This window comes from Pseudoalteromonas sp. M58, assembly GCF_042604605.1.
Classification (GTDB): domain Bacteria; phylum Pseudomonadota; class Gammaproteobacteria; order Enterobacterales; family Alteromonadaceae; genus Pseudoalteromonas; species Pseudoalteromonas tetraodonis.
Map to the genome: position 1 here is coordinate 417,568 of NZ_CP152391.1, position 18,027 is coordinate 435,594.

21 protein-coding genes are annotated in these 18,027 nt (G+C 38.6%); 18 read left to right on the forward strand and 3 right to left on the reverse strand.

The window, feature by feature from the left end; all coding sequences use genetic code 11:
- The first annotated feature begins 72 nt into the window (after positions 1-72).
- From AAGD16_RS17125 to AAGD16_RS17185, 13 genes are all read left to right on the forward strand, one after another.
- Positions 73-777 (forward strand): polysaccharide deacetylase family protein, encoded by a 705-nt coding sequence (locus AAGD16_RS17125; protein ID WP_010388993.1) that lies wholly within the window; start codon positions 73-75, stop codon positions 775-777.
- Between the two features lie 119 nt (positions 778-896).
- The gene (locus AAGD16_RS17130) at positions 897-1,409 is read left to right on the forward strand and encodes a DUF4410 domain-containing protein (RefSeq protein ID WP_010388992.1); all 513 of its coding nucleotides are present in this window, start codon (positions 897-899) and stop codon (positions 1,407-1,409) included.
- A 113-nt stretch (positions 1,410-1,522) separates the two neighbouring features.
- Entirely contained in the window at positions 1,523-1,912 is a 390-nt protein-coding gene (locus tag AAGD16_RS17135) for a hypothetical protein (protein ID WP_368485886.1), read from the forward strand.
- Positions 1,913-2,050: 138 nt separating this feature from the next.
- Positions 2,051-2,437 carry a hypothetical protein gene (locus AAGD16_RS17140; protein WP_016899705.1) on the forward strand — a complete coding sequence of 129 codons (387 nt, stop codon included), beginning with the start codon at positions 2,051-2,053 and terminating at the stop codon, positions 2,435-2,437.
- A 128-nt stretch (positions 2,438-2,565) separates the two neighbouring features.
- Positions 2,566-2,955 (forward strand): hypothetical protein, encoded by a 390-nt coding sequence (locus AAGD16_RS17145; protein WP_377115372.1) that lies wholly within the window; start codon positions 2,566-2,568, stop codon positions 2,953-2,955.
- 112 nt (positions 2,956-3,067) lie between these two features.
- On the forward strand, positions 3,068-3,382 hold the full coding sequence (locus AAGD16_RS17150) for a hypothetical protein (RefSeq protein ID WP_008466158.1): 315 nt from the start codon (positions 3,068-3,070) through the stop codon (positions 3,380-3,382).
- A gap of 108 nt (positions 3,383-3,490) precedes the next feature.
- Positions 3,491-4,597: a serine hydrolase gene (locus AAGD16_RS17155; protein ID WP_055011978.1), complete on the forward strand. Its 1,107-nt coding sequence runs from the start codon at positions 3,491-3,493 to the stop codon at positions 4,595-4,597.
- Positions 4,598-4,822: 225 nt separating this feature from the next.
- Positions 4,823-5,785, forward strand: a complete 963-nt coding sequence (locus tag AAGD16_RS17160) for a kinase (RefSeq protein WP_377115376.1) — start codon at positions 4,823-4,825, stop codon at positions 5,783-5,785.
- A 133-nt stretch (positions 5,786-5,918) separates the two neighbouring features.
- Positions 5,919-6,551, forward strand: a complete 633-nt coding sequence (gene upp / locus AAGD16_RS17165) for a uracil phosphoribosyltransferase (RefSeq protein ID WP_008115315.1) — start codon at positions 5,919-5,921, stop codon at positions 6,549-6,551.
- A 9-nt stretch (positions 6,552-6,560) separates the two neighbouring features.
- Complete coding sequence (locus tag AAGD16_RS17170) at positions 6,561-7,799, forward strand: uracil-xanthine permease family protein (RefSeq protein ID WP_028834749.1); 1,239 nt, start codon at positions 6,561-6,563, stop codon at positions 7,797-7,799.
- Between the two features lie 146 nt (positions 7,800-7,945).
- Positions 7,946-9,670 carry an HAD-IIB family hydrolase gene (locus tag AAGD16_RS17175; protein WP_377115742.1) on the forward strand — a complete coding sequence of 575 codons (1,725 nt, stop codon included), beginning with the start codon at positions 7,946-7,948 and terminating at the stop codon, positions 9,668-9,670.
- Between the two features lie 276 nt (positions 9,671-9,946).
- Complete coding sequence (locus tag AAGD16_RS17180) at positions 9,947-11,167, forward strand: glycosyl transferase (protein ID WP_028834751.1); 1,221 nt, start codon at positions 9,947-9,949, stop codon at positions 11,165-11,167.
- A 20-nt stretch (positions 11,168-11,187) separates the two neighbouring features.
- Positions 11,188-12,966, forward strand: a complete 1,779-nt coding sequence (locus tag AAGD16_RS17185; RefSeq protein WP_064663010.1) for a sugar phosphorylase — start codon at positions 11,188-11,190, stop codon at positions 12,964-12,966.
- A 52-nt stretch (positions 12,967-13,018) separates the two neighbouring features.
- Here the strand turns inward: AAGD16_RS17185 and AAGD16_RS17190 are convergent, their stop codons facing one another.
- Positions 13,019-14,098, reverse strand: coding sequence for an ABC transporter substrate-binding protein (locus AAGD16_RS17190; protein WP_058155971.1), 1,080 nt, complete (start codon positions 14,096-14,098; stop codon positions 13,019-13,021).
- Between the two features lie 136 nt (positions 14,099-14,234).
- Between AAGD16_RS17190 and AAGD16_RS17195 the strand changes: the two genes are divergently transcribed.
- Positions 14,235-14,624 (forward strand): cytochrome b562, encoded by a 390-nt coding sequence (locus AAGD16_RS17195; protein ID WP_377115382.1) that lies wholly within the window; start codon positions 14,235-14,237, stop codon positions 14,622-14,624.
- Positions 14,625-14,633: 9 nt separating this feature from the next.
- Positions 14,634-15,020 carry an OsmC family protein gene (locus tag AAGD16_RS17200; RefSeq protein WP_016899710.1) on the forward strand — a complete coding sequence of 129 codons (387 nt, stop codon included), beginning with the start codon at positions 14,634-14,636 and terminating at the stop codon, positions 15,018-15,020.
- Between the two features lie 54 nt (positions 15,021-15,074).
- Here the strand turns inward: AAGD16_RS17200 and ykgO are convergent, their stop codons facing one another.
- Both ykgO and AAGD16_RS17210 read right to left on the reverse strand, forming a co-directional pair.
- On the reverse strand, positions 15,075-15,209 hold the full coding sequence (gene ykgO / locus AAGD16_RS17205) for a type B 50S ribosomal protein L36 (protein WP_004586489.1): 135 nt from the start codon (positions 15,207-15,209) through the stop codon (positions 15,075-15,077).
- Positions 15,206-15,472, reverse strand: a complete 267-nt coding sequence (locus AAGD16_RS17210; protein ID WP_013463205.1) for a type B 50S ribosomal protein L31 — start codon at positions 15,470-15,472, stop codon at positions 15,206-15,208. The genes ykgO and AAGD16_RS17210 overlap by 4 nt, the downstream gene beginning before the upstream one ends.
- Before the next feature lie 252 nt (positions 15,473-15,724).
- On the opposite strand from AAGD16_RS17210, the gene AAGD16_RS17215 reads away from it, so the two are divergent.
- The 3 genes from AAGD16_RS17215 (at position 15,725) to AAGD16_RS17225 (ending at position 17,994) form a co-directional block, all read left to right on the forward strand.
- Positions 15,725-15,994: a hypothetical protein gene (locus AAGD16_RS17215; protein WP_013463206.1), complete on the forward strand. Its 270-nt coding sequence runs from the start codon at positions 15,725-15,727 to the stop codon at positions 15,992-15,994.
- Between the two features lie 277 nt (positions 15,995-16,271).
- On the forward strand, positions 16,272-17,078 hold the full coding sequence (locus AAGD16_RS17220; RefSeq protein WP_013463207.1) for an alpha/beta fold hydrolase: 807 nt from the start codon (positions 16,272-16,274) through the stop codon (positions 17,076-17,078).
- 4 nt (positions 17,079-17,082) lie between these two features.
- A complete protein-coding gene (locus AAGD16_RS17225) occupies positions 17,083-17,994 on the forward strand; it encodes a diguanylate cyclase (protein WP_013463208.1) in 912 nt (303 codons plus the stop codon).
- Positions 17,995-18,027: the final 33 nt, after the last annotated feature.

Sequence of the window (18,027 nt, forward strand, 5' to 3'; positions counted from 1 at the left end):
TATTAGTGGGGCGCTGGCAGAGATATGCGCGATGAGCACACTATAAAATTGTTATGCGCAAATGGAGTCTGCATGAGTAAAATAATCAAACTATCAGCATTAGTGCTGATCATATTTATTGCTTTATGGCAGCTGAGTAAGAATGAAAAATTTCAATTTTTTGGTAACCTTATAGATCGAGTAGAAACAACTGAAAAAGTAGTCGCATTAACTTTTGATGATGGTCCGACCAGACTTAAAACAAAAGAAATTCTCCAAATCCTAGATGAATCAGAAATTAAAGCTACATTTTACCTAGTCGGCAAAGCTATAGAAGAAAACATTCAAGAAACAAAAAATATCATTGATAAAGGTCATGAAGTTGGAAACCATTCATATACTCATCAACGTATGGTTTTGAAAAGTTATAACTTTGTTGCAGATGAGCTAGAAAAAACTAATGAGTTAATTACAGAGGCAGGTTATAAAGGTGAAATACATTTTAGACCACCTTATGGTAAAAAATTGTTTTCGCTACCTTATTATCTAAATAATAATAATATAACTACCGTTACGTGGGATGTGGAGCCTGAAACTTATTTAGATAAAAATGCTAGTGCAAGTGATATATCCGATTACGTTGTCCAAAATACTAAGCCAGGGTCAATTATTCTTTTACATGTAATGTTTAAATCTAGAGGTAATTCAATGGCTGCGGTACCTTTAATTGTTCAGCAGTTAAAAGATAAAGGTTATCGCTTTGTTACAGTATCAGAATTAATAGGCAGTAGCGCATAACAAGGTGCTTAAAAGGACTAAAACAGTTTGCTCGTTTTTTGCAAAGTACCGCAAAAAAGCCAGCCAACCATTTTAGCCTCTTAGCAAAGCGTTAGCTATTCAAGGAAATTTAGCATTCAATGAAAAACTTTATTTTAATCATCTTAGTAAGCTTAATTGCGGGTTGTGCTGCAAACATTAAGCAATCAGTAAAAACATCGAACATGCAGCAAGGAGCCATACCAAATAGTATATCAGTAGCTATATCCTCATCTAATTCAATCTCTAAAAGTAGAGATTTAACTAAAAGTATCACTGAACTTAATACATTAATAACTACAGATTACAAAGGTAATTTGATACCAAGCAACTCATCTAATCAGGCTGATATCTCCGTGGAAATAACAATAGAGCATTTTCGTTATGTTTCAGGGTTTGGTCGATTTATGGCAGGTGTAATGGTAGGTGATGCCGAATTGATGCTAAACGTTAAGCTCGTAGACCTATCCACAAACCAAATAGTTAGTGAATCGCAACTAGACACTCGTTCAGAGTTTAGTGAAGGAATATTCGGTGCTACAACTTCTAGACAGTTAGAAGCTATGTCTAAAAAGATAGTTGATATCATCAATTCAAGTGCAAAGAATAGCTAACAAGCAATCAGGCAGGAACAAATGCTCGTTGGCCAAACAAACGGCCAAAGCGCTTCCATTAGCCCTGTTGCAAGGTGTTATATGAAATTAGGAGAAGATTTGTGTTGAAAAGGATGTCTTGGATATTGCTGGTTTTTACATTTTGTGCCCATTCGGGTGAAGAGGTACTTTCCATTGATAGAGTTGTACCTAATAGTTTTGATTTGGCCTTCCCAAATGAATCAAACATTCAGCCAGAGCAGAGTGATTTTAGTGTAAATAATTTTGTATTAATGAGTAATGATTCTGGTGAGCGTTGGGCGGTAGTAACCTTGACTAATATGGCATCAGGTCGACGAAGTCTAACTAGTAAACACCTAATGGCTATCGTTGCAGATGGGCAGCGAATTGCGCCATTGGAGTTTTTACAATCATTCAAAGCAGATGAGACACTATCGCTAACTATCAACTTTGGTGAAAGTAAGTTTCCTTTGCTATCAATATATTCAAGGTCTGGCAAATAACAAAACCATCAATGCACTCGCAGGCTCGTTGGATATCAAAACTATACGGCGATTGAGTTTGGTGCTCTGCATAATTTAACCAAATCGCCGTTACGTTTTTGTGCCCTATATGCGGGCTTATATGCACAAGGAGGCAAAGTGAATATCAGACATATTTTATTACTCGTTATCATCTTATTTATATCTGGTTGCACCACGTCAGGTCAGCTTTATTATGTTGATACTAAAGGTAATGAGAAACTTGGTTGTGATGTAGAATTTGTAGGTATGCCAAGAGTTGATAAATTTGCTGTTGAATATGCTTTAAGCCTTTGCGCTAAAAGCATTGTCAAAAAAGGGGGCGTGATTCAGGAAGAACACCTTTTAATGGTTGATACAACCATTCCATTAGCCCCATGTGAAAAGGCTTGGACTCACGAATTAGCTAAGCAACAATATCAGGCTAAAAAGTTAACTAAGAAAGAGTATGGCTATATTGTTGCAAATATAGATTTAGGTTTAGCAACGGTCAACAAGTGCACATAACAGGCGCTTTGAGCGCGGAACTGCTAACAGTTGACTCAGTTTCGCTTCGTTACACATTTTAGCCAACAATTATCAGCCCATTATCCGGGCTTTAGGTTTTCATCAAAATATGGAGTTTTATTTTAATTATGGAAGAATCAGTTCAAGTCGAAAATAATGAAGATAGTACAGAGAAATCTCGAAGTGTAGAAAAAAATAAAATCCAAAATGAAACAATTACAACAGAGTTACATTTTGAGTTGTTAAAACAGTATGCATGGCTATCATCAGCAATAATAGGTGCTGTTGTTATACTTATTCAATTAAAAGTACTTACCTTTGGCTCAAAGGTTTATATTCCTTTAGGTTGTTTTTGTTTTTCAATTCTTAACTCTTTAATTGCTCAAGACTATATAGTTGAGTCATTAACAAAAGGTAAAACTATTTATGATATCTCAAAAAAAGTATATATATTGCGCAACTTCTCTATATTTGGTTTAGGGCTTGGCGTAGGGTTACTTGCTAATAGCTTTATTTAGTCAACAAACACATTAAGCAGAATAAAACAGTTGGCTTTTGTTCCTGCGTCTCTAATTTTGCCAGCTATTGTATTGCCTTTTTTGGGGCGTTAAATACCTAAATGGAGTTTAGATGAATATTCAAGTTTTTAGACCAAAACAATTTGTAGATATGGCGAGAGACTATAAGTTGTTTGCGGATGACGTAGAAGTTGCCACTATAAAAAGAGGGGTTACGCAAACAGTAAACATCCCTGATTCAACTAAAACTATTCAAGCGAAAATAGATTGGTGTTCAAGCCAAACTTTTCCTGTAGCCTCAATTACTGACAAAGGAATTATTATTAAAAATTCTTTTGGTAGTAATATATTCAAATTGCTTTTTTTAACTATTTATTATGTCAGTTTCGGTAAAAGCAAATACTTATCGGTAACAAACGGTATTTAGTAAGAATATTCAAACGAAAAAAACCGTTGGCTGTTTTCACACTGTTTAATATTTTAGCCAACTATTTCAAGTCTGTTTATATTGGCGTTTTACGAACTAAGGAAAGTTATGATTAAATCAATACTGATAATATTTACATTGTTTTTAGCTAGTCTTGCTACCGCTGAAGAGTTTACTGATGTGTCTGAGATCACAGAGCGCTTGGAAGATGACATACCAAAGATTTTAGATAAACACAAAGCTCCTGGTGTTGCACTTGCATTTGTCAATGGAAATAGAGTTCTAGAGTTTCGATCCTATGGTTTTGCCGACGTAGCAGCCAAAACTGAGATTACCCAAAGCACAATGTTTAACGTAGGGTCTATTTCTAAGCTGGTTACTGTTTGGGGAGTAATGCAACTTGTAGCTCAAGGCAAAGTCGATTTAGATGCGCCAATAAACCAATACCTCAAACGTTGGCAGATCCCTAAGTCTGAGTTTAACGCAAAAAAAGTAACATTGAGAAATATCTTATCTCACACTTCAGGCTTGTCACTTGGCCCATATACAGGCTGGGAGTCTCCAGAAAAGTTAACATCTATAGTTGACTCACTAAATGGCAATAACAATGGCGCCGGATCTGTTGAACTTATTCATGTGCCCGATACAAAATGGTCTTATTCTGGTGGTGGGTATTCAGTGGTGCAACTTTTAATTGAAGATGTGTCAGGCATGGCATTTGAAGACTATATGCAGCAATACGTGTTTAAGCCTCTAAATATGAAGGATTCTACTTTTAAAATTACTAAAAAAGTTATCAAAAAGTCGGCAACACCTTACGATAATTCCGGCAAAGTCACGGGCATGGTTTATTTTAATGAGAAAGCAGCAGCTGGTTTACAGACAACGCCAATAGACTTAGCCCGTTTTAATATGGCTGTGTTGCGCAACAACGATGGTGATTATAATGGTTTAGGGTTACTACCAGAAAAATTAATTGATCTGATGATAAAGCCCGCGCCAAACACTAATGGGCGCTGGAGTATGAGCTATGTTGTTGACGCAAAGAATAGCAGTCTTGGCTTTGCTGGATTTAATCGTGGTTGGGTCTCGCTATCACGCTCTATCACTGACCTTAACTTTGGTTATGTGATTTTAAGTAATAGTAGTATTGGCGCAGTGAATAATGACATTGATAGTCTTATCCTTTCTATTGTTAAACAAAGCCATAACTAAAATGGATACAACAAAGTATTTCAGCGGGTAAAGCGCTCAATTCGACGATAAGTTTGTAGTGGCATAGTTAATTTTGCCACCCATTCAAAAACTAGCATTCGTTTTTTACATACTGGTTTGTGTAAAACCATATGGATTTATTTATTAAGAGCTTTGTTTTAAGACCTGTTATTAAAAACACCGTCTAATGTTAAACTAACTAAAATTTAGCAACCTAATTTGGCTATGTCTTTTTATCTTTCGTTACTTACCCCGCATTTTGAACGTATAGCTATTGGCGAAACCCTAACCTCACTTTGGAGCGGCTGTGGTCAAATTGTGAAGTGTCAACTTGATGAGCAAGCCTGTGTGATTAAAGCGATTAAAGTACCCGATCATATTAATCACCCTAAAATTAAACAAAGCAGCTTTGCGCTTAATAGAAAGCGTGACTCTTACCACGTTGAATATACGTTTTATCAGCAATTTAGCCATAAACTGCCCAAGCAAGCGGCAGCTATTGAATGCATTAAAGCAATCAACAAAGGCGATGAATTTGCCTTGGTGTTTAAAGATTTTTCAAAGCTGGGATACACCCAAGCAACCACCGAGAATATAAAAGCCATATTAAAGTGGTTGGCACATTTTCATTCCTTTCATTTAAATGCCTTTCATTTAAATACAAAGTTTGATGGTTTATGGCAGCAAGGAAGTTATTGGCATTTAGATACCCGGCCTGATGAATTTAATAACTTGCCCGAAAAGTCCGATATTAAACAGGCAGCTACTCAATTAAATAACGCGTTAAAACAATGTGACTACCAAACGTTAATTCATGGTGATGCCAAGCTTGCTAATTTTGCCGCTAATAGCCAAGGGCATATACTCGGTTATGACTTTCAATATGTGGGTGCGGGTGTTGGGGTGGTAGATGTTATGTATTTTATGACCAGTGGTATGGATGATTCTGAGCTTCACAAACACGCACAAACTTACCTCAACTATTATTTTAGCCAGTTTAAAAACGCACTCAGTCACTACCAACCAGCAGTGAATGCGGATGACGTTATTGCACAATGGGCTCATTTATGGCCGGTGGCGTGGGCAGACTTTTATCGGTTTTTACTTGGGTGGAGCCCCGAGCACAAAAAAATTAACGGCTACATGCATGCTCAGGTAAATAATTGGTTAGCCAGTAACAACTCATAAACACAAAAAGTTGAACAGTTATGGCTAAATTAAATATTTTGGCACGAACTATGAAATCAGGGCTAAAATTAACAGTCAAACGGCCTGTTTTAATATAAAATACGTCAAATTTTTTATCACTAGGTTTATTACTATGGCTATTCACGTTATTTCTCACCCCCTTGTTCAACATAAGTTAGGTTTAATGCGCGCGCATGGAATTAGCACGAAAAGTTTTCGAGAGTTGTGTTCAGAAGTTGGCACATTATTAACTTACGAAGCCACTAAAAACCTAGAATTAGAAGATAACGAAATTACAGGTTGGGACGGTAATAAACTTAAAGTTGAGCATATTAAAGGTAAAAAAATTACCGTTGTGCCAATTTTACGCGCAGGCCTTGGGATGATGGACGGCGTAATGCAATTACTCCCAGCGGCTAAAGTGAGTGTAGTGGGTTTAGAGCGTAACGAAGAAACACTTGAGCCAGTACCTTATTTTGAAAAGCTAGTAGGTAATATTGATGAGCGTTTGAGCTTAGTGATTGACCCTATGCTGGCTACTGGTGGCTCTATGATCGCCACCATCGATATGCTTAAAAAAGCGGGCTGTAAAGAAATTAAAGTAATCGTACTGGTTGCTGCACCTGAAGGCGTTGAAAAAACATTAGCCGCTCACCCAGATGTAGAGATTTTTACTGCCTCAGTTGATAGCCACCTTAATGAAAAAGGCTATATTATCCCAGGATTAGGGGATGCAGGTGATAAAATTTTCGGTACGGTTTACTAGGGTTTAGCAGTGCAAAATAATTCTACGTTTTCAATAAAAACCATTTTAACGGGTGCCCAAATGCTATTTGTAGCGTTTGGTGCGCTGGTATTAGTGCCTATTTTAACGGGCCTTGATCCGAGTGTTGCCTTGTTTACCGCAGGTTTAGGTACTTTGTTGTTTCAATTTGTCACTAAAGGCCAAGTGCCTATCTTTTTAGCCTCGTCATTTGCGTTTATTGCACCTATTATTGCCTCAGTGCAAATGTGGGGCATACCCGCCACTATGGGCGGCTTAATGGCAGCGGGCTTTACTTATATGCTGTTGAGTTTATTGGTGAAGTTTAAAGGCACAAAAACCTTACATAAAATTTTGCCGCCAATTGTGGTAGGCCCAGTCATTATGGTGATTGGCCTAGCACTCGCGCCAGCTGCGGTTAATATGGCCATGGGTAAAAGTGGCGATGGTGGTACACAAATTATTGCCTACGACAGTGCCATTATTATTTCTATGTTCTCATTACTAGTAACTTTAGTGTTTGCCGTGTGGGGCAAAGGGGTATTTAAACTGATCCCTATTTTAGCCGGTGTTGTTGCCGGTTACACGCTATCGTTATTTATGGGTGTAGTACAGTTTGAAACAGTCAGTAATGCACAGTGGTTGGCAGTGCCTAACTTTGTACTGCCAGAGTTTAAATGGCAAGCCATTTTGTTTATGGTGCCGGTGGCAATTGCGCCTGCTATTGAACACATTGGTGACATGATGGCAATTAGCCAAGTTACAAAAAAAGACTATTTGAAAAAGCCAGGGCTACATCGCACTTTATTTGGTGATGGGTTAGCCACGTCTGCTGCGTCATTATTTGGCGGCCCACCTAACACCACTTACTCAGAGGTAACCGGTGCGGTAATGCTAACTAAAAACTTTAACCCTAAAGTGATGATGTGGACTGCCATTATTGCAATTTGTTTGGCGTTTGTGGCTAAAATGGGCGCGGGCTTGCAAACCATTCCGGTCCCTGTAATGGGCGGCATAATGATTTTATTATTTGGCTCTATTGCCGTTATTGGCTTAAATACCTTAGTTAAATCGGGCGATGACTTAAGCGAACCACGCAATTTAAGTATTGTGGCGCTTATTTTAATTTGCGGTATTGGTGGTATGCATATTGGTAGCAGCCAGTTCAGCCTTGAAGGTGTGAGCTTATGCGCTGTTTTAGGCATAGTATTAAATTTAGTATTCCCAAAAGCACAGAGCAACGAGAATTAAATTTGCACTGTGGTTAAAAATATTGCACCAAAAAAGCGCATTTAAAATGCGCTTTTTTTTTAACCTACTAAAAAGTAACAATAAATAATATTGGTCTAGTAACTGCATTTCCTTATTCATACCCTATAGTTGAATCAGGGATTGTTATATTGGAGGCCAATAGTGTGGATATAAATGCTTTTTTAGTAAAACATCAATTGCCGTTGAAATATCAATATATTAGTGAGCAGTATTTTTCTGTGATTGCTCAGGATATTTTAACCAGCAAAAAAAATGCGCCTTTATTTGTTGCCATCAACGGCTGCCAAGGCTCAGGAAAAACCACGCTTGGTGACTATTTAGTGACTTGGTTTGAGCAAAACACCCACCTAAATTGTGTCGCACTCTCTATTGATGACTTTTATTTATCAACCCAAAAACGTCAGCAGCTAGCACAAGATGTGCATTGTTTATTTGCCACCCGTGGAGTTCCAGGCACACATGATGTTGCCCTTATGGATAAAACCATTAGTCGCTTGTTAAATAAAGAGGTTAATGTACCGCTGCCACGTTTTGACAAGCAACAAGATGAACCCGTAGCAAAAAATAAATGGTTAACCAATAGCCAGCCAGTCGATATTGTTATTTTAGAAGGGTGGTGTGTAGCCAGTGAGCCACAGCAGCCTTTTACCTTAATTGAGCCCATTAATGAGCTAGAAAAATCATACGATCAGCAAGGACTATGGCGTCGCTGTATTAACAGCTGTTTAGCCAATGAATATAAAGCCGTTTTTGATAAAATCGATTACACAATTATGCTCAAAGCCCCGAGTTTTGATGATGTATTTGCATGGCGACAAGAGCAAGAGCACAAGCTAATCGTAAAACAAGGCCAAGGCGCAGGCACCATGACCGACGAGCAGCTGCTTTGGTTTATTTCTCACTTTGAGCGTATTACCCGAGAAAATTTAAATACCCTCAGTGCCAAAGCGAATGCATTAATAGAGCTTGATAGTCACCGTGATGTAGTCGCAATGCAGTTAACTAGCGACAATATTGGTCAGCCCATTATTTTTACCGATTTAGATGGTACGTTACTAAATCATAGAGACTACAACACCGAAGCGGTCGACACTTTATTACAAGAGCTGCAATACAGCGGTGTGCCGGTGGTATTTAACACCAGTAAAACGTTTAGTGAAGTGGTGGCACTGCAACAAGCGCTCAATATTAAACAGCCTTTTATTGTTGAAAATGGCTCGGCTGTCTATATTCCTGAAAATTACTTTACCCTCAGACCCATTGGCTGCAGCGAATACCAAGGCTATTGGTGTTATTCATTTGCGGCGCCCATTAGCAATTTATGGGCTGATTTAACACATTTAAAAAAAGACTACAGCGACCAATATAGTTTATTCAGTGAGTTATCGTGTGAGCAGGTAATGCACATCACAGGGTTAAACGCGATACAGGCGGCGCAAGCACAGAATCGTCAATATTCAGATCCGCTCTGCTGGCATGGCGAAGAGCACAAACTTAACGAATTTATAAACGCAATAACAGTGTACGGCTACGACGTTAAAGTAGGCGGGCGCTTTATCCACATTGGTAAAAATACCGATAAAAGCATGGCGCAGCAATGGCTGGTGAAACAGTTTACTGCGCAGTTTACTAAGCCGCTAAGCATTATTGCGCTTGGGGATAGTGATAACGATAAGCAAATGCTAGAAGAGGCAGATATTGCCATTATTATTGCCAATCCAGAGAGTAAAAAGCCGGTTAAATTAACCCATAACAAAGCGCGCTATTCTCAGTTGCCAGCGCCGTTAGGCTGGGTAGAAGAAATCACTGCATTACCTTGTATTAACAGCATTTTATTTAGGGTCTGTTGACCTTTTAAGGTTAAATTTGCAGCAGTCTGTTTGGTATTTAGGCAAGGCAGCGCCTATGTGGTGTGGTTATTCCCCATAAATAGGTGATAACGCAGCATCAATGCCAAACAGGCGCTGCCCGAAGGGTTCTGCCTAGGGGCGATTTACTCTTTGTTGCTCGGTTTTTACTTAGCCCACTAGGTTACAAACCTCGCGCCGCGATTAAACCGCCCCTAGTTTGAACAAATTTTAATCCGCAAAGGTCAACAGACCCTAGTTCTGAGGAGTATAGTTTACATGGCTGATTTTTATCAAAATGGCATCATTACAACGTTACATAATATTGCCAACAGACCCGTAGACGATTTAGAAAAAGAGTTGCTGAGTTTTAGTAAGCAGCGACCCATGGGGCTTATTTTGCCCTCATTATTTAGTGAGTTAGAAGGCCCCGCGCTACAAAATATTGTTAAAGAGCTGCAAAAAGTACCTTATTTATCACAAATTACCATAGGCTTAGACAGAGCCGACGAAAGCCAATATCGTTATGCACTGAACTTTTTTAAAGCGCTTGATCAAAACCACAAAGTACTTTGGAACGACGGGCCACGCTTACAAGCGCTCGACAAAGAGCTTCAAGCCTTAGGTGTGGCGCCACGCGAGCTCGGTAAAGGGCGTAATGTGTGGTATTGCATGGGGTATAAATTAGCCACCGCTGAGGTTGAATCAATCGCCTTGCATGACTGTGATATTTTAACTTATGACCGAGGCTTATTAGCGCGGTTAATATACCCTGTTGCACACCCTCGATTTAACTATGAGTTTTGTAAAGGCTTTTACCCGCGCACCGCCAATGGAAAAATTAATGGCCGTGTCTCTCGGTTATTGGTTACTCCGTTATTGCGCTCGTTTAAAACCATTTTAGGCAGCCGTGATTACCTTGAGTACATGGACTCGTTTCGCTACCCATTAGCCGGTGAATTTTCGTTTAGACGAGACGTATTAAACGATATTCGTATTCCTAGTGACTGGGGGTTAGAAATTGGCGTATTAAGTGAAATGTATCGTAATTATTCTCATAATCGATTATGCCAAGTCGATATTGCGGATAACTACGATCATAAACATCAGGCGTTATCGCTCGACGACCAAACCGCTGGCCTTTCTAAAATGTCGATTGATATCACCAAAGCACTATTTAGAAAGTTAGCAACGCAAGGGGTTACCTTTACCAGCGAAACTATTCGCTCATTAAAAGCCACATATTACCGTATTGGTTTAGATTTTATTGAAACCTATCATAATGATGCACTAATGAACGGTTTAACCCTTGATATTCACCAAGAAGAAAAAGCCGTTGAAATGTTTGCGCAAAATATCATGAATGCTGGTCAGCACTTTTTAGAAAACCCAATGGAAGCCCCCTTTGTGCCGAGTTGGAATCGTGTGGCCTCGGCAATGCCAGACGTACTTGAGCGTTTAAAAGAAGCCGTTGAGCTAGATAACGAGCAATACAGTTAACATCATTAAACGAGGCGCCTGTGAGTATAGTTAAAGAACAGTTTTTTCAACGAGTTGAACAACATTTACATGCTATTTATCAAGATGTTGAATTACCGATAGCAATAAGCGAATTGACTGAAGAATTGATCACCTTAATTTTAGGTGATAACCCACTTCGCGATCCCACGCCACACACTAACCGCTGGGATGAACAAGATGTTGTGCTAATTGCCTATGGCGATTCGATAATAAACCATGAAGACAGTGATTTAGCCGTAGGCACCCCTTTAGAGGCGCCTTTAAAAACCTTGCATCGCTTTATAAAAGAGCAGTGCGATCATCAGCTTAATGCACTGCACATTTTACCCTTTTATCCGTATAGCTCAGATGAAGGGTTTGCGGTGATGAACTATGCACACGTTAATGAAGCGCTGGGCGACTGGCAAGACATTAACGCGATTGCAAATGATGTAAAACTGATGGCTGATTTAGTCATTAATCATTGCTCTAGTCGAAGTATTTGGTTTGAAAACTTTTTAACCGACACACACCCCGGAAAAGATTACTTTAAAACAGCCAGTTTAACTGACGATTTAAGCCAAGTTGTTCGTCCTCGTACGTCGCCACTATTAAATACGGTAACAACAACCAGTGGTGAAAAACATGTATGGTGCACATTTAGTCATGATCAAGTGGATTTTGATTTTGAAAACCCCGAGGTGTTAAAAGAGTTTGTCGGCATTATTCGTCATTATTTAGACAACGGTATTCGCTTATTTCGCCTTGATGCTGTGGCCTTTTTATGGAAACAACTCAATACCAGTTGTATAAACTTACCACAAACCCACGAAGTAGTGCGTTTATTACGAACGCTGATTGAGCATGCCGAGCCAAGCGTGGTGATCATCACGGAGACTAATATTCCCAATCAGGAGAACTTGTCTTACTTTGGTAATGCCAACGAAGCCCATGCAATTTACAACTTTGCCTTGCCGCCGTTGTTGTTGCATACCTTACTTAGTGGCGATAGTACGGCGCTTAAGCATTGGATGATGAGTATGCCGCCTGCACAAAACGGCACTGCGTATTTTAATTTTATTGCTTCTCACGATGGCATTGGTTTAAGGCCAATTGAAGGCTTGCTGCAACCCAGTGAGGTTGCTTCATTAGTCAGTACCACCATGCAGTTTGGTGGGCGCGTTTCAATGCGTACTAGTCACGATGGCACACATACCCCGTATGAGCTAAATATTGCCTTGTTTGATGCCTTACAAGGGACGCATAATGGCGCGGATAAATTTGGCCTTGAGCGCTTTTTATGTGCTCACGCCATTATGTTTGCAATGGAGGGGATCCCAGGGCTGTATATACATAGTTTACTTGGCACCACTAATGACTATGAACGCTTTGATAATTCGCAGCACAATCGCGCCATTAACCGTCATCGATGGCAAGAGTCAAAATTATTAGCGGCAATTGCAGAAAAATATAGTCATCATCATCAAGTATTCAACGGAGTAAAACAGTTATTAGCAGTGCGTAAAAGGCAAGCGGCATTTCATCCTAATGCAACACAGTTCACTTTGCATTTAGGAGAGGGGTTATTTGGTTTTTGGCGACAAAGCATTGACCGCCAGCAAAGTATTTTTTGTATTTATAATATCAGCAGTCAGCCACAAAGCTTAACCTTGGCCGATTTGAACTTAATAAATACACAGCAATGGCATGAGCTGCTCTCTAAAACAGTGCTGGATGAAGAGCTTAAAACTATGCAATTAGCACCGTATCAAACACTCTGGTTATCTAATAGGGCATAATTAACGACGTTTAAAGTAATCAATGTAACTGTAAAGGGGCTTTACAGTTACATTACTCAAGCGCGAGTAGTAAGTTTTCTATAGTAAATTCAACTTTGTCTGGGCGGGTTTTACTAAACTGCGAAAAGTCTATTTCGGCTAGGTTATTCGCATTAATTGCATTATATAAAGGCTTATTTGTATCGTTGAGTGGCTGAAAAATATCATTAGTGCTGTGAAAAAGTGGCCAATGCTTTAAATCAGTATGGTTATCAAATAAGTTTATAATTGCATGAGCCCCTAATAAAACATGACCCCCTATCGATATATCAAGCGTGTATGCGTTATTAGGCGCAGAATCCCAGTTAATCCCACCCACAATAACCTGCGATTGTTTGTTTAGTTGCGTTAATGCTCTTTTAGCACCAAACGCAATGGCATCATTAGCGCACCAAATAATGTTAATTTCAGGCGCAAGTTGCATATAGGCCATGGTTTTTATATAGCCTTCTTGCTCAGACCAATTTGCAACCTCTTTAGCGGTTAAGGTTACTTTGGATGTTTGCACTAAAAAATCCATTAACCCTTGGGTACGTAAAGTGGAAGCAGGGGTTGTGTAGTCCCCTAGTAAAGCTAATGTATGAGCTGGCGTTTTTGTTTTATTGGTAAACTTTTTATAAAGCTGCTGCATCAATGATTTACCTGCAACACGATTATTTGGGGTAATACTGCCGACCACATTGACGCCATTTTTTTGCAATTGCTCGAGAGACGCAGGGGAAGGACGATTTAATAAAAAATAAATGGGAACCTTGTTACTGTCTATTTTAGATAGGTATTGGCTGGTGACATTTTTTTCGTTTACCAATAACAGGTAATCAGGCTTATCGTTAATGGCCTGCTGGATCAGCTCTTTCATTAAAATATGATTTCGATTGGCGTATTTTATAGTTAATGTCACATCTAAATCTGTGGCAGCATTTTGCATAATTTTAGAAACATGAAACCAAAAATCACCGGTTTTATTGCTATTAGCTTCAGTTGAATTTGAAAAGCCAGGATTGATGAATATGATCTCTAAGGCATTAATACTGTAACTACTGAATAGCAGGCAGGTATAAGTTATCAGGCGGTATAATTTAAACAAAGGCATATGTTTCTCTATAGATTTTATAAAGCTCGATTTTTACCTTGCTAACTAGCTCCGTGGTGACATCTAAGCGTTATGCTATATAATACCCCAGTAAGTTTAGCATGTATGCAGCAATTAATTTTTTTAGGATTTATGAATGAAAGCAGTTTTATTGTTAATAGTATTACTCTTTAGTCAAACAGTTGCCGCTAATGACGTAAGTGATTTAGAAAAGACCATGAAAAATATTGGGCTGGCTTATAAACAAAGTGTTGAAGCAACCCAGCTGCAAGAATTTAATGGTGCTATCGATCAATTTATTGGATTGATAGAGCAAGGTAAGAAAGCCAAATTTTATAAAGAAGCTGAGAAGTCGGTGCAAGGGCTCGATAAAGTACTGGTTCAAGCCCAGTTGGCAAAAAAAGTAGCGAATGAGCAGGGACTCGAAGCTGCAAAAAAACCACTTAAAGCCATCGATAATTTACGCAAAAAATATCATAAATTATATGAGCCTCCAGGCTTTTTTGAATTACTGTTTGGAAAATAAGGATTAGCAATGGAAATTTCAGTTTCAATGTTAGACGGTCAAAAGTTGAGTGCTAAGTTTGGTGAGCATGAAGTAATAAGCGATCAAAGCATCAATGCCGGTGGTGGGGCAGAGCACCCAGAACCATTTGACTATTTTTTGGTTAGCATGGTTTTGTGCGCTGGTTTTTATGCGCGTAAATTTTGTCAGCAAAGAGAGATCTCAACCGACGGCATGACGCTGACACAAAATAACGAGAATGTAGATGAAAACGGTAAAAAACGTTTTTCTATTGAAATTGGGTTGCCTGAAGGTTTCCCCGATAAATATAAAAAAGCACTTATTGCTGCTGTAAATACATGTACCGTGAAAAAGGTTATTCAGGCAGTGCCTGAGTTTTCTGTTGAAGTAAAGTAAATACCCTTTAACAATAATGCCGAGTAATAAACTCGGCATTATTATTTTATCCCACTATTTTTTCTTCATACCCTGTACGGCCTTAAATCTAGGATTATCTTTACATATCACGAACACGCGCCCTTTACGCTTTACAATTTGACAACCAGGTCGTTGCTTTGCGCTTTTTAATGAACTTAATACTTTCATTTGCTTTCCTTTTTAGCCGAAGATAAGTTTTTAAAACGACGATTAAATTGCGCAACGCGGCCATCAGATGCGAGCGTTTTTTGTTTGCCTGTATAAAATGGGTGTGAGTCAGATGAAACATCAATAGGCACATAGGGATATGTATTACCGTCTATTTCGATAGTGCGGTCGGTTTTGATGGTTGAACCTATAATGAAATATGAATCGGCTGCAGTATCATGAAAAGCAACCACATGGTAATCAGGGTGAATATTTGGTTTCATTAAACGCCTTTAATGTTATGTGATAGTATATCATTTAATTTAGCGCATTTAATTTCCCTTTGCAAATCATTTTAAATAGCTTGAACTTTGGTTAAATAGTCTTTAATGCACCGTAATTGCTGCGTATTTGCACAATCTAGTCAAAAAATAAGCACTTAGATCAAAAGTACTGGCTATTAGTATTTAGGCTGCTATAACTAGTTTCAGCAAAAAAAATAATAAAAATTTAAACACGTAGAATAGAGGTAGTTTATGAGTGACGCTCAAACAAAACAGGACCAAATCGACCAAGGAGTTATGGACACTCTAAGGGAGCGCGATCATAGTGTATTGGCAAAACAAGTTGACTCACTCGCATGTTCTCATAACGATATCATTGAATTGCTTGCTCATTATTTAGCATTAAGCGAACAAGAAGATGATGAGTTATTTGATGACTGGTTTGACTCTCTTTCAAAAGAACAACACACCGTGCTAAAAGTATTTGAAGTATATCGCGGACAGTATGAGCACCAAAACTAACTGTTTGTATTAGGCATATTAATTAGTCATTATGCTAACACTGGCTATACGATTGTAATTTAATGTTAAAAAGGCATTGTTTTTATAGATAAGCGAAATAATTAATTACACTTATTCAATAAAATAGTATGTACTTTGCCCCTTGATTATTTTTAAACTAACTAATTGATGTTTAAAGCTTTATAATAAGTTAAACTACATTTAGTGTTAAAATAGTAGTTTCGGCTCGTAGTTGAACTACCATTAATAAGTTGAAATAAGAAAGGGATAATTCAGCATGCAACATTTAAATGAAATACTCAGCAGAAACAACGTCAAAATAATTGGCAAGGGTGATAAAACCTTGGTGTTGGCTCACGGATTTGGTTGCGACCAAAACATGTGGCGATTTATTATTCCTGCCCTTGAACAACATTTTACTTTAGTGCTGTTTGATTATGTAGGCTCAGGTAACTCTGATGTGTCTAAATATAATAAACAGCGCTACTCAACCCTTGATGGGTATGCCAAAGACGTACTAGAAATATGTGCCGCACTTGAACTTACCGATATTACATTTATAGGCCACTCGGTTAGTGGCACCATTGGCGCACTTGCTGCCATTGAGCAACCAGAGCTATTTTCTAAGCTGGTTATGGTGTGCCCCTCACCGTGCTTTTTAAATTTACCCCCTGATTATTTTGGTGGATTTGAAAAACAAGACCTTCACGAATTACTAAACCTAATGGATAAAAATTACATTGGTTGGGCTAATTATTTAGCGCCTCTAGTAATGGGCAACTCTCATCCAGATGAATTTATAGCGGAACTATCGGGAAGTTTTTGCTCAACCGATCCCCTTATTGCAAAAACCTTTGCAGAAGCCACGTTTTTATCCGACTACCGTTTTATACTTGAACATATAAAACAGCCTACTTTAATTTTACAAAGTGAAAATGATGCTTTAGCCGCGCCTTCTGTTGGGGAGTTTGTAGCGAATGAAATTTCAAATGCAACACTTAAGGTTATTAGTGCGCATGGCCACTGTATTCATATGACGCACCCAGAAACAGTCAGCCGTTTAATTTTTGATTTTGTGAGTTAGCCACATGTCACTTGATAAAGTAGATGAAAAGCTTGCTGATTATTCCGCAGATCACTTTTTAAATGGTGCATTAGTGACAAATGCAGATAACATTATTGTTTATGCAAATACTTATTTTCAAAAGGAATTACAGTGGAATTGTAATGAGCTTATTGGCAAGTCGGTTGATAAAATTATAACTAAATCATCAAAAATATTTTTACAAAGTTATGTGCTTCCTACCTTACTGCATGAAAAAGCGTGTCAAGAAATGCAGTTAATTATGCTCAGCGCCCAAGGCGAGCGTATGGCCGTTACCGTTAATGCTCAGCTTGATGAAAAGGGCTATATATACTGGAGCTTTTTTAACGCGACTCAGCGAGATAAGCTTTACGACGAGCTGATTAAAACACGGGAAAAGTTAGAAGCGCAAACTGAACGCTTACAATCTTTAGCGTCTACCGATGAGTTAACCAATTTATTAAATAGAAGAGAGATGAATTGCCGCAGCGTGCTGTTACTCGAACAGGCTATGCGATCAAAGCAGTCGGTTGCATTGTTAATTATCGATATTGATAATTTTAAAGTCGTTAATGATACCTTTGGGCATTTAGAAGGGGATCGAGTTTTAAAAGAGTTGGGGCAACGTCTTAAACATTTTGGTCGACAAACCGACCTTATTTCTCGTTACGGCGGTGAAGAGTTTTTAATTATGGTGCCAGATACAAATAAAGCAGATACTTTGTCATTTTGCCAAAGGCTGCATTTATTAATTGCTGAAATTAAAGTAGGTAATCGCCCAGTAACCGCCAGTATTGGGGCAAGTTTGAGTACTGCGAAAACGACGTTTACTGATTTATTTGCCCAAGCCGATAATGCGGTATATGAAGCCAAAGAGCGCGGAAAAAACAGAACCCAATTATACGATAACCCCTAACTAAATAGAGGTAAACTCAACAAGGTATTGAGT